The 11,040-nt window shown below is 48.9% G+C and carries 14 protein-coding genes; 2 read left to right on the forward strand and 12 right to left on the reverse strand.

Annotated elements, in window-relative coordinates:
* Positions 1-114: 114 nt before the first annotated feature.
* Entirely contained in the window at positions 115-438 is a 324-nt protein-coding gene (locus tag KDK14_RS17890) for an Hpt domain-containing protein (protein ID WP_257266554.1), read from the forward strand.
* Here KDK14_RS17890 and KDK14_RS17895 read toward each other — a convergent pair.
* Together KDK14_RS17895 and KDK14_RS17900 are read right to left on the reverse strand one after the other, a co-directional pair.
* Positions 433-1,092: a hypothetical protein gene (locus tag KDK14_RS17895; protein ID WP_257266555.1), complete on the reverse strand. Its 660-nt coding sequence runs from the start codon at positions 1,090-1,092 to the stop codon at positions 433-435. The genes KDK14_RS17890 and KDK14_RS17895 overlap by 6 nt on opposite strands.
* Positions 1,093-1,116: 24 nt before the next feature.
* Positions 1,117-1,812: an SDR family oxidoreductase gene (locus KDK14_RS17900; protein ID WP_257266556.1), complete on the reverse strand. Its 696-nt coding sequence runs from the start codon at positions 1,810-1,812 to the stop codon at positions 1,117-1,119.
* A 59-nt stretch (positions 1,813-1,871) separates the two neighbouring features.
* Here KDK14_RS17900 and KDK14_RS17905 point away from each other — a divergent pair, with 59 nt between their 5' ends.
* Positions 1,872-2,663 (forward strand): hypothetical protein, encoded by a 792-nt coding sequence (locus KDK14_RS17905; protein WP_257266557.1) that lies wholly within the window; start codon positions 1,872-1,874, stop codon positions 2,661-2,663.
* A gap of 49 nt (positions 2,664-2,712) precedes the next feature.
* Here the strand turns inward: KDK14_RS17905 and frdD are convergent, their stop codons facing one another.
* The 10 genes from frdD to KDK14_RS17955 form a co-directional block, all read right to left on the reverse strand.
* Positions 2,713-3,066, reverse strand: coding sequence for a fumarate reductase subunit FrdD (frdD, locus tag KDK14_RS17910; protein ID WP_257266558.1), 354 nt, complete (start codon positions 3,064-3,066; stop codon positions 2,713-2,715).
* 19 nt (positions 3,067-3,085) lie between these two features.
* Positions 3,086-3,475, reverse strand: a complete 390-nt coding sequence (locus KDK14_RS17915; RefSeq protein ID WP_257266559.1) for a hypothetical protein — start codon at positions 3,473-3,475, stop codon at positions 3,086-3,088.
* Positions 3,475-4,224: a succinate dehydrogenase/fumarate reductase iron-sulfur subunit gene (locus tag KDK14_RS17920; RefSeq protein ID WP_257266561.1), complete on the reverse strand. Its 750-nt coding sequence runs from the start codon at positions 4,222-4,224 to the stop codon at positions 3,475-3,477. Before KDK14_RS17920 ends, KDK14_RS17915 begins: the two co-directional genes overlap by 1 nt.
* Before the next feature lie 11 nt (positions 4,225-4,235).
* Positions 4,236-6,026, reverse strand: coding sequence for a fumarate reductase (quinol) flavoprotein subunit (gene frdA, locus KDK14_RS17925; protein ID WP_257266562.1), 1,791 nt, complete (start codon positions 6,024-6,026; stop codon positions 4,236-4,238).
* Between the two features lie 288 nt (positions 6,027-6,314).
* Entirely contained in the window at positions 6,315-7,511 is a 1,197-nt protein-coding gene (locus KDK14_RS17930) for an amino acid permease (RefSeq protein WP_257266563.1), read from the reverse strand.
* Positions 7,512-7,677: 166 nt separating this feature from the next.
* Positions 7,678-8,337 (reverse strand): HrpE/YscL family type III secretion apparatus protein, encoded by a 660-nt coding sequence (locus KDK14_RS17935; protein ID WP_257266564.1) that lies wholly within the window; start codon positions 8,335-8,337, stop codon positions 7,678-7,680.
* On the reverse strand, positions 8,316-9,008 hold the full coding sequence (locus KDK14_RS17940) for a Yop proteins translocation protein K (protein ID WP_257266565.1): 693 nt from the start codon (positions 9,006-9,008) through the stop codon (positions 8,316-8,318). Before KDK14_RS17940 ends, KDK14_RS17935 begins: the two co-directional genes overlap by 22 nt.
* 116 nt (positions 9,009-9,124) lie before the next feature.
* Positions 9,125-9,916, reverse strand: coding sequence for a type III secretion system inner membrane ring lipoprotein SctJ (sctJ, locus tag KDK14_RS17945; protein ID WP_257266566.1), 792 nt, complete (start codon positions 9,914-9,916; stop codon positions 9,125-9,127).
* Positions 9,917-10,079: 163 nt separating this feature from the next.
* On the reverse strand, positions 10,080-10,508 hold the full coding sequence (locus KDK14_RS17950; RefSeq protein ID WP_257266567.1) for an EscI/YscI/HrpB family type III secretion system inner rod protein: 429 nt from the start codon (positions 10,506-10,508) through the stop codon (positions 10,080-10,082).
* Positions 10,509-10,585: 77 nt separating this feature from the next.
* Entirely contained in the window at positions 10,586-10,954 is a 369-nt protein-coding gene (locus tag KDK14_RS17955) for a hypothetical protein (RefSeq protein ID WP_257266568.1), read from the reverse strand.
* Positions 10,955-11,040: the final 86 nt, after the last annotated feature.

Below are 11,040 nucleotides of genomic sequence, written 5' to 3' on the forward strand. Positions count from 1 at the left end.
CCTCAATTTTCTGCCATCCTCGCTACGGGCGCTATTCTCGGACAGCCTCCTGGCTAAAGCACTCGCGTTTAATGGCGAAAAACTAATTTACTAGTGATTTGCACAGGACGTTTTATGATCAATCTGGACAATTTACATCAAATCACCGACGGTGATGAGGTGCTACTGGAAGAATTGTTATCGACATTTTTCCAGAGCACCCGGGAAGACATTCTGAATTTGAAAGCAGCAGTCAATAACCAGCAAACGCCCCTTATTGTCAACTTCGCCCACCGGATTAAAGGTGGTGCGGCCATCGTTGGAGCGGAGCAACTGGCAATGCTTGCCGGAGACCTTGAACAGTCAGGGCAACAAGTGGAGCCAGAACGTTATGACCCTCTTTTTCTGGAACTTCAGGATACGTTTAACAGCATTGAAGCCCTGTACCCCAAACTATAAAGGCCGCTGACTGGTCATGCTGAACAGTCGAAAGCCAACCACTACGGCAAATGCCATAAAGGGCGCTTCAAGCACACCACCAATAACCTGTAACAGCAGTACATTCTCCTCGCTCATCAGTAAATAGCTAATAAGGAATTGGGAGGTCAGCAGAGTGACCAACAGTAGGGTAAAAGGCAACAATAACAAGGACCACTGCGCCTTCGTCTGATTAAAGCTTGCCTTGATAGCCTCCATTGGAGGCTCTTGCTCAAGGGCAACTCGAAACTCCACAAACATCAATTTGTACAGCAGATAAAACCCTGGTATCAGGTAGAGGCTAAACCCAAGCATTACTACCACAAACACGATCAGATAACTGGTCGCCAACGGAAAATAGATACCCATCGACTTTCTTAAACTGTCATAAAGGCTTAGCTTCTCACCCTGATCACGACTCGCAATAAAGAAAATCGCTGCCCCCGTGGCCAGGGGCTCGATCAATACAGAACCAAGCAGGTCTGCCACCCCCCCACTTATCTCGCTATTGCCAGCAAAAGACTGTTGGAGATAAAAGCCAGCGATTTCTGATGGGATAGCGGACAACAGAAACAAGGCCGTCAGGCTCAAGCCATAACGGGCAAAAAAGTGTAGCGACTGAACAATAGGTTGCATGCAAATTTCATCCGATCAATCAACTTACCAGGGAATCACTGAACCATCATAACTAATGAACTGGCCACTGTTTCTCAAGGACAGTTGGTCAATCACCTTGCGAATGCCCCGGATTGATGTTTCTGTATCAATCAGTGCATTGACTCCCCCCATATCCGTCTGAACCCAGCCCGGGTGCACTATACCAACGCTGATACCCTTTTCAGCCAGGTCAATGGCCAAACTCCTGGCCACCGCATTTAATGCGGCTTTGGCCGAGCGATAGAGGTAACTCCCGCCTTTCTGATTGTCCCCCATACTGCCCATTTTGCTGGACATCATGATGATTTTCTTATCATGGCCCCGGGCTACTTTGTCCACCAGTGCCTGGGTAACCATCATCGGGGCTACCGTATCGACCCGCAAAACCTCCATCCATGGATCAACGGTCACCTCATCATAAGAGAGACCGAAAGGGCCATAAATGCCGGCATTATTGATCAGGATATCGATGGGTTCTTCAATCACATACTGCAGGTTATGGATCATTCCGGGCTGGGTAATATCCAGGGGAACCAGCTCAAACTGGTGGCCAGCGCTGCGTTTAAGCTCCAGCAGTTTCTGCGACTGCTCCGGGGAGCGGCAACAACCATAAACCCTGGCCCCCTCGGCAAGATATTGTCGGCACAGTTCCAGACCCAACCCCCGGCTAACACCGGTCACCACCACTATTTTTTGCATGGGAACTCTCCCGGATAAGTGGCAGCTTCCGGTACAAATAAAGCTGAAGCCGCCGATAAATGATCTTATTATTTTATGCTGGCAATCCGGGGATGGAAAAGATGCCTCCAAAAATAACTGGCGACAACCAGACATCTTATATACCACCACAAGAGGGTTCTGCCGATACCGATGCCAGTCATAAAGGACGCCCGGTCAGCGAAGTCACGGCGACACCCCAGTCGGACAGAACCGCTAATGCAACCAGCAACCTGCCCGTTGGCAAGCGACAGGTTGAGTCTTTATCAGCTGATCGCCGGGAAATGATCAAGGCCCTGACACAACAAGGCCAATGGGGGGGTGTTCTGCCCGCAGTCCTGGCTTGCAAAACAAAGGATCAACTGGGTGAAGCTCTGGCCGCGATAAACACAGTCAGTGCCCTGCCTGAAGAGATTCAGCAGAAAACAGGTGATCACTTTGTAGAGCTTTGGGTAAAGGAAACCACTGATATTCTGAACACAACACTCACCAAAACACTCACAAAAACGCTGGAAAACCTCGACAGTCTCAATCTTATTATGCAAAAGCCCTATGAATTTGATAGCCCGCTGGGCGCTATGGCCAGAGTGGCGGTGGACAGCTTTACCCAGACACACTCACTGACAGCAGTAAACCGGTATCAAATGGTTAATAGCATCACCCAGAAAATTCACGCGCAGATCAATCAGGTGATGTGCGAGCAGGAAGAATTACTGGCAAAAGACCCGGCATTGGCAAAAGAAATATCTCTGGCACGCAATCAACGGCGAATCGAACAAGGGTATCTTCAGAAAATAAGCCAGAGTTCTGGAGAAACTTCACCGGCAGCCTAACTTTTTTATGCAAAAAAAGGGGCTTACTCAGCCCCTTTAAACATCCTGATCAAACCAGCAGCAAAGCAATCGTTGCCAGACTGAGAATCAACGTACCACCATAACAGGCTACTTTTACCCCAACCCCCGGGTGGCAACCCAGGTCATGGGCACCGTGATAAATACGGTGAATACAAGCCCAGTAAGAAGGCACCAAAGCCACCATCAGTGCCAGCCTGCCAATCCAGCTCTCCAGGAAGAATGCTGACATCCGCTCGTAAGAGAGCGCTTCTGCCGGAATAATTTCCAACGGCACGCCCAGACCAACCACAAAAATAATGGCCGGAAAGAAAAAGGCGATGGTGGTGCCACCAGCCCCAAACAGACTCCACAACAGAGGTTCAATATGGCGTTTATGACTCATGTTCCCTCTCCTATCCCCGTCAAAGTCCCAGGGTGGCCGCAGCCAGAATGATGGCAGAAACCACAGCCAGGCCAACGTACATCAACTTGTTAACCACAGGGTCTTTTACCATTTTACGAATCTGCTGTGGCAGAACCCGGGGCGTCATATCGAAAAAAGTGACGGCATGGTAAAGGGTCAGCCCCAGGGTCACCACGGTAAACAGAATCATCAACGGGTTGGCCTGAAAAGCAAGCCAGCTATTCCAGGCAGCTTCACCCTTAACCAGCTGAACCAGACCGACAAACAGGTTGATGGCATACAGACCATCAAACACGCAGGAGGATTCCCGTACCATGTACTGGCGGTAGAAGGGATGATCCATATACCAGTTGCGCTTCATGGGACGCACATAGGGGCGACGACTCATCACTGGTCTCCTTTACGTGGCATCAAAAAAGAGAGTGCCCAATCCCGGGAACCCTGCAGTTTGTTCTGGTTAATGGCAGCGGCCGGGTCAACATTCTTCGGACACACCTCAGAACAGTAGCCCACAAAGGTACAGGACCAGACACCATTCTTGCCCTGAATCACTTCAGTGCGCTGCTCATAGCCATCATCACGGCTGTCCAGGTTATAACGGTGGCCCAGGGCAATCACCGCAGGCCCGGTAAACAGTGGGTTCAAGCCCATCTGTGGGCACGCGGAGTAGCAGAGCATGCAGTTAATGCACATGGAGAACTGCTTATAAAGGCCCAGCTGCTGAGGCGTCTGCCTGGTCACACCCTCTTCAACCGGCTTCTCCATGGCATTGATGATATAGGGTTTCACTGACTCCAGTTTCTTGATGAAGTCTTCAGAGTCAATGACCAGATCTTTTTCAATGGGGAAGTTAGCCAGCGGCTCTACCCGAATGGGGTTCGGATAGTAATCCCGCAGGAAAGTTTCACAGCCAAGCTTTGGTGTACCGTTAATGACCATGCCACAGCTGCCGCATACCGCCATACGACAGGACCAGCGGTAAGCCAGGCTGGAATCCAGCTCATCCTTGATATGCTCAAGGGCATCGAGCATGGACCAGGCTTCCACATATGGAATGGTAAAAGTGCCAAAGGTCGGCTTGGCATCGGTTTCCGGGTTATACCGCAGAATCTCGATAGTTATGGTTTTATCACTCATGGGTGGCCTCCTTACTTCCCTTCACCGTTTGTCTCAGCTGCGTTCTTCTCGGCTGCAGCGCCATAAACGCGCTCTTCTGGCTGGAAGCGGGTGACATTCACGTCTTCATACTCCAGACGAGGCCTGGCATCACCGTTAAAGAAGGCGACGGAGTGTTTCAGGAAGTTGACATCATCACGGGCTTCGAAACCATCAATACGCTGGTACGCACCACGGGACTCCTTACGCTCAACTCCACCCAGGGCCATACACTCAGCAACCATCAGGGAGCTTTGCAGTTCAAAGGCCTGCAGCAGTTCGGTATTGAAGACCTTGCTCTTGTCTTCTATTTTAACGTTCCTGAAGCGCTCACGGAGTTCGGAGATTTTGTCCAGGCCCGCCTGCATCTCTTCACCTACCCGGTAAATACCGAAACTGTCTTCCATGGTTTTCACCATTTCGTGACGAAGGTGCGATGCTTTTTCCGTACCATTGGCATTGCGCAGGCTGTCGATGGCTGCCAGGTGCGCTTTTGCATGATCCAGCAATTTGCTTTCGTCAGACATTACATTCTGGCTGGCAAAATCCGCCGCACTGTCACCGGCAACCTTACCGAAGACCACCGTCTCTGCCAGAGAGTTGGAACCAAGACGGTTGGCACCGTGCATACCGACACTGGCACATTCACCCGCGGCGAACAGACCGGCCAGATCGGTGGCACAATGAATATCAGTCCTGACCCCACCCATGGTGTAATGCACCGCAGGACGTACCGGAATTGGCTGATGAACCGGATCAACACCCAGGTAATTTTTCGCCAGGGAACAGATCAGTGGCAGACGCTCCATCAGTTTCTGTTCGCCCAGGTGACGCAGGTCCAGGTGCACCGCGTCGCCCAGGGGCGTTTCAATGGTCCGGCCCTTGCGCTGCTCATGCCAGAAGGCCTGGGAAAGCTTGTCGCGGGGGCCCAACTCCATGTATTTGTTCTTTGGCTGGCCAACCGGAGTCTCTGGTCCCAGACCGTAATCCTGCAGGTAACGGTAACCATCCTTGTTCAACAGGATACCGCCTTCACCACGGCAACCTTCCGTCATCAATATCCCGGAGCCTGGCAGACCGGTTGGGTGGTACTGGACAAACTCCATGTCACGCAGCGGTGCGCCAGCACGCAGGGCCATGGCATGACCATCACCGGTCACAATGGCACCGTTGGTATTGAAACGGAAAATACGACCAGAGCCGCCTGTTGCCAGGACCACGGATTTCGCCAGGAATACTTTTGCTTCGCCAGTTTTCACTTCAATGGCGACAACACCCTGTGCACGGCCGTCTTCCATGATCAGGTCAGTGGCAAAATACTCATCGAAGCGTTCGATGGATGGGTATTTGGTGGACGTCTGAAACAACGTGTGGAGCATATGGAAGCCAGACTTGTCGGCAGCAAACCAGGTGCGCTCGATCTTCATACCACCAAAAGCACGCACATTGACGTTCCCATCGTCCTTACGATTCCAGGGGCAGCCCCAGTGTTCCAGGCGGATCATCTCTTCGGTGGCATGGGTCACAAAGTAATCCACCACATCCTGATCGCAAAGCCAGTCACCACCGGCCACCGTATCAACAAAGTGGTTTTCCAGAGAGTCATGATCCTGAATGACACCGGCTGAACCGCCTTCTGCCGCCACCGTATGACTGCGCATGGGGTAGACTTTGGAAATCAATGCAACTTCAAGTTCAGGATTTTTTTCTGCGACGGCGATGGCAGCTCGAAGACCGGCACCTCCGGCACCGACGATGGCTACATCAGCCTTGATAACCTGCATATGCAAACCTCTATCACCACCATCTCCGGGAAAGACCCAAACAGAGACAGCCAGCGAACTGGATAAAATCAGGGAAGGGTTAAAAATTTAGTCGCGAAGTTTATACAAACCAAAAATTAATGCCATTGATATAGAACAAAAATAAATCAATGTTTCGGTAAAAACATATTTTTAGTATCGATAACCAGGATCAACCACTATAAAGGAACGCTTCTTTATTTAAGGTATGCAGAGTAATGTTTAATTAACAATAGATTCGCTTTTGATTATCAACTTACGCAAAAATACCTAAAGCCTGGAAATAAATTGGGACAAAATGATGATGCAGCCAAATACAAAACAAGTTGACATCAAAACCGTGCCACCGGGGGCCCGAAACGGGTTTTCATAGGCCGGTTTTTTCCTTAATACATAGACCATTGCCGTGGGCAGAAGGATAGCCAGAATGGCCAGGGCAACCGCCGCATAACCCAGGGCCGCGACAAAACCATCCGGAAACATAATGGCGATAATAACCGGCGGGATAAAGGTCACCAGGGCGGTTTGCAGCCGATGGATTCGGGTATCCGCCCTCTGTAATAAGTTGGCAAGATAATCAAATAGCCCAAGAGCAACGCCCAACACGGATGTTAATAACGCCAGATCAGAAAACAGGTACAAAATAGTGTGAACCTTTTCATCACCGCTTAATGCTGAAATTAAATGAACCGTTGCCTCAGATGACTGACTGATTCCCAGTAATAAACCTTCTGGTACTACCCCCATCACTGCCACCAGCCACAAGGTATATACCGCCAGCGGAATAAGGGTTGCCAACAGAAAAATAAGGGGGATATGCTTCAGCTGTTGCTTTTGATAAATGATGATGCTGGGAATGCCACCATGATAACCGAATGAAGTAAATATCACCGGCAGTGCCGCCAGAACCGATAGATACTCAACCCTCGCCGTATGTACCATACTCTCATAACGCACCGAAGGTGCCAGTGAAACCAGGGCAAGGATAAAAGTCGCGATCATCAGGGTGAAAAAGATACGGTTAACAAGATCCACCGCCCGGGTACTGTAATAAACAAAGGCACCGGCAATCAGGGCAAAGACAATCACGCACAGTTGCGATGACGCCCCGGGAACGGCCATTTGAACGTATTGCGCCATTAATGATCCCCCGCCGGCAAAGTAGGCGGACATCAATGCGTAAAAAAGCCCAAGCGGGGCAATGGCAGAGAGCACCTTCCCTGACCGCCCTAATGTTCTGCTGGCCATGGTATACAAATTACAGCCGGGCTTGATGGCAACATTAGCCTCAAAGGCATAAAGAGCTGAGATAACCGCGAAGAAGGCCGTCACCACAAAAATAATCATCACCGGTATCAGGCCGGTACTGGCTGATACCAGTGGCAAAGCAAGCATGCCCGCACCGATTGCCGTTCCGGCCAAAATTAAAGCACTGCCAATTACCGTGGAACGGCTGGGTTCAGACATAAGCGTGGACCTTCACTGAATATAAATTTCAGTGATAAAGATAGGGGATTTTAATAAATATGCCCGCCTGGTGATGTCCTGGTGGGCAAGGCAAGCCTCAGGCGGAGGTAAATACTGCTTATCTCATCGGCTTTTTCCAATAACGCTGGCCTGAGTGGGTACTCCCCTATTCAGCCTTGTCTGCCATGTCGGCCTCACGGCCGCGTGCAGCTAACGATTGGAGACTGTCAAACCGCTTCTGTAATGCCCGTAACTGAACATCAACACTGGCATCAACAACACCGATCTCACTCTCCATAATGCAATCGCCGGGTGACAGCCTTGGGTCAGCCACAAGATCAATAAAACCCACCCCTTTATACTCTGCCAGGATGGTGTTCAGGCGTGCCTGGACAGCACTGTACTGGGCTGATGGCACACGAATGGTAACATGCTTCTCATTTCTGACATGCTGCAGGGCGTTTTTAACCAGGCTTATGGCCAGCTCTTCCTGATCAAATTCACCGATGATTTTTTTCACACCGGAAAGCAGGATATTGGCCAGGGTATTTTCAATATCGGAAAGATAGTTGATCGTCTTGCTGACCACTTTCAGCATATGATCCGTCTGTTCAGCCTTGCTTTCCGCCAACCCTTCCTGATATCCCCGCTTTTTTTCCTGTTCAAAGGCCTGGCGGGCTTCCTCAGTAATACCTGCAGCCTGCTGCTGAGCTGCCTTAATAATTTCCTGAGCCTCAAGATAAACAACATAGTCATCTGCCTTGAGCACTTTACAGGTTGGATCCAGCTCCAGCCGGATATTATTCAGGATAACAGGTGCCGCCACTGTCGATTCACCTCTTTATGTGTTTTTACCAGTAACTTTACACACTGGGCTTGACCCAGTCCCCCGGCATCTGGTGTGCTTAATATCTTTTTCCAGCTACTGGGCATTTTTAATATCAACCGTTGCCGGAAGGCTCCGGGCAAATCAGAAAATGCAGTGGCAATAACCTGTCGGCCATTCATTTCCAGAAACGCTTTAAATCGGTCCAGGTGTTTCCAATCAATGAGTACACCGGGACCATTTTTTTCTGAAGCCCGGCTGATAAACTGCGCTTTTTTCACAGTAAATCGGTAGGCCTCTTCTCCCAGGCACTTCTGCAGTGCCATACGTTCATCACGACGAATAACTGACCGGACAGTGCTTTCGTTGAGAACCAGCCCGATGTATAAAGCTAATTGCTCAATTTCTTCGGCACTGGCAAATACTATCCTTTTATCCGGGCGATCAAAATCATAGTCAAACTGCCTGGCAATACCAAACTTGCCCAGCAGATAGTTTGATAGATTAATTTGTGCAGGTACGCTGGTCTGAAGTGCTTTCAGTAACTTGAAATGTTTATCTGATTTAAGCCAGCTCGCATGCACATAACGAACAGGGAAGAAGTTAAACTCAACCATGAGATTGAACAGGCTTGTTCCATTGTATTCCTGAAAAACATTGTTACTGTTCATTTCATTCTAACCCTGAATAATCAACTGAATAACCATTTAACCCGGCATGCACTGTGCCACAAATAAGCTATTCAAATAAGCCCTTCAAACAATAGCGATCCTGTGCACATCATCCGTTATTTACGATCACCCTTTTTTTTCTTCTGCTTTTTCTTTTGTTCCATCATCCAGTAGAAATAGCCACCGGCACCCACTGCCAATAGCAGCAGAAGAATCAAAGCATAGACAACTATGCGAATAATCCCTGCAGAGCCAGGAGCAACATCGACAAACAGCACCGTTTCTGTTGATGGAGCGCTGACATTGCCAGAGTTCAGGCGAGTTGCCGGGAACAGGGAGACAGCGATCTTCTCCAATGAAAGCCCTTCAATACTGTTTGCCACCAGGGTTTTTACTTTCGGAACCAGGCCGGCCAACTCAAGCTCAGGCGTATACTTGATAAACACTGAGGCTGATGAGGGGTAGTTGACATCCGTCAGGCTATCCTGCTCCTGGGGCAACACCACATGGACACGGGCGGTAACAACACCATCAATCATGGATAGTGTTGATGACAGCTCCTGTGACATGGAATAGGTATATCGGGCCCGTTCTTCAGTCGGAGAAGAAATCAAACCATCCTTGGGAAAAATATCACCGATCGACGAGTATTTTTCTTTCGGAAAACCAAGGCTACTCAAAATCTTGATAGATCTTGCAACGTCGCCGCCTTGCACCATGATGGTGACAATTTTGTCTTTATCTACCAGCTTCTCAGAGGGAATATTATTATCAAGAAGGATGGCAAGCATTTCATTACCTTCCCTTTCATTAAGCCCGGAATAAAGCTCAACTTTACACCCCAGTAATAAAACACTGAAAAGACACAGTAATGTAACTCTAAAGCTCTGGACAAACCCCTGTTTCATGACGAGCCAACCTTATGCACGTTAAAATAATTACTTCTACTTTTAACGGCCAGTTGCACAGAATAATTACGATTTACCGAGTATAGTTTTGAAATATAGGAAGACTAATGACAGCTGAAGAAAAATTACTTTATTTTCCTTCAGCTTACAGAAAAAAGAAAAATTACTGATTTCGCAATAGCGTATCGAATGTCTGAGTACTTTTACTGACAATTTTCCCAATATAGTCTTCGGTAATCATCAGATTCGTCATAGCCATCTGAGTACGGAACATATCCTGCATCCCCATCGCCTCGCCAGGTACCAGGTGCTGCTTGACCAGGTCAGCCCTGCTTTCCACATGGTCCCTGAGCCCCTGCATACCCTGAAGCACCTTATCTCCCAGGGTCAGGGCCGGTGCGTCGCGATTAGCAGACACTTCAATGGGGTTAATATTCGCCACCTGTATGTTTTCATCGGGTTTCTGGCCAACCAGCTCTGCGAAACGTCCTGCCGCCCCTGCTTCTGGTTGATCCGGATTGGCAAAGCCTTCCTGCGTTTTTTCCAGCGCCTTGTCAGCCAGATCACCCGTCTTGATGATATTGTTCGCCATGGTAGTAACCTCTATTCAGAATTGATGGGTTGAGGTACTGAAAATCCCCTTATCTGTTCAAAACAGCTTTTTAATACTTATAATGTTAGCTCATCTGTCTTTTGCATCAGAAACTGCATAGCACGTTCCACACTGGGTCGGTTGAAATCAGAATCATCCATAAACAGACAGATAACCAGTTGATTTTCATTAAATCCTACCTGTAGAGGATAGGTAAAGCTCCTTTTGTAATGGCATTGTGCCAGGGCACTTTCTAAAATGGGCAGACTATTAAAGGGGTCTATCTCCCGAGCCATATACATTAATACGCCCTCTTCCTTTTGCTCCATGCAAAAGGATCCGGCCCCTTCAATGTCAAAGCATGCTACGCCGGTATCACCAAAATCGAACCCCCTGATGCCCATGGCCTCAGCAAATTCAGAAACTACGTTATTACGCCAATCCATTCGTCCTCCTTAACTTTTCACTTGACCCGATATGATAAGTAGTTAACCAAATGAAATCATATTTTCTGACTAAGTGGACAGTCACT

This window comes from Endozoicomonas sp. ONNA2 (genome assembly GCF_024606365.1).
Classification (GTDB): domain Bacteria; phylum Pseudomonadota; class Gammaproteobacteria; order Pseudomonadales; family Endozoicomonadaceae; genus Endozoicomonas.

What these genes read in the sequence shown, in the direction of transcription:
- KDK14_RS17940 (WP_257266565.1), bottom strand. Translation starts at nt 9,008, where the DNA reads ATGAACAGTAACAATGTTTTTCAGGAATACAATGGAACAAGCCTGTTC.
- KDK14_RS17890 (WP_257266554.1), top strand. Translation starts at nt 115, where the DNA reads ATGATCAATCTGGACAATTTACATCAAATCACCGACGGTGATGAGGTG.
- KDK14_RS17895 (WP_257266555.1), bottom strand. Translation starts at nt 1,092, where the DNA reads ATGCAACCTATTGTTCAGTCGCTACACTTTTTTGCCCGTTATGGCTTG.
- frdD (WP_257266558.1), bottom strand. Translation starts at nt 3,066, where the DNA reads ATGAGTCATAAACGCCATATTGAACCTCTGTTGTGGAGTCTGTTTGGG.
- KDK14_RS17950 (WP_257266567.1), bottom strand. Translation starts at nt 10,508, where the DNA reads ATGGCGAACAATATCATCAAGACGGGTGATCTGGCTGACAAGGCGCTG.
- KDK14_RS17915 (WP_257266559.1), bottom strand. Translation starts at nt 3,475, where the DNA reads ATGAGTCGTCGCCCCTATGTGCGTCCCATGAAGCGCAACTGGTATATG.
- KDK14_RS17900 (WP_257266556.1), bottom strand. Translation starts at nt 1,812, where the DNA reads ATGCAAAAAATAGTGGTGGTGACCGGTGTTAGCCGGGGGTTGGGTCTG.
- frdA (WP_257266562.1), bottom strand. Translation starts at nt 6,026, where the DNA reads ATGCAGGTTATCAAGGCTGATGTAGCCATCGTCGGTGCCGGAGGTGCC.
- KDK14_RS17930 (WP_257266563.1), bottom strand. Translation starts at nt 7,511, where the DNA reads ATGTCTGAACCCAGCCGTTCCACGGTAATTGGCAGTGCTTTAATTTTG.
- KDK14_RS17920 (WP_257266561.1), bottom strand. Translation starts at nt 4,224, where the DNA reads ATGAGTGATAAAACCATAACTATCGAGATTCTGCGGTATAACCCGGAA.
- sctJ (WP_257266566.1), bottom strand. Translation starts at nt 9,916, where the DNA reads ATGAAACAGGGGTTTGTCCAGAGCTTTAGAGTTACATTACTGTGTCTT.
- KDK14_RS17905 (WP_257266557.1), top strand. Translation starts at nt 1,872, where the DNA reads ATGATCTTATTATTTTATGCTGGCAATCCGGGGATGGAAAAGATGCCT.
- KDK14_RS17955 (WP_257266568.1), bottom strand. Translation starts at nt 10,954, where the DNA reads ATGGATTGGCGTAATAACGTAGTTTCTGAATTTGCTGAGGCCATGGGC.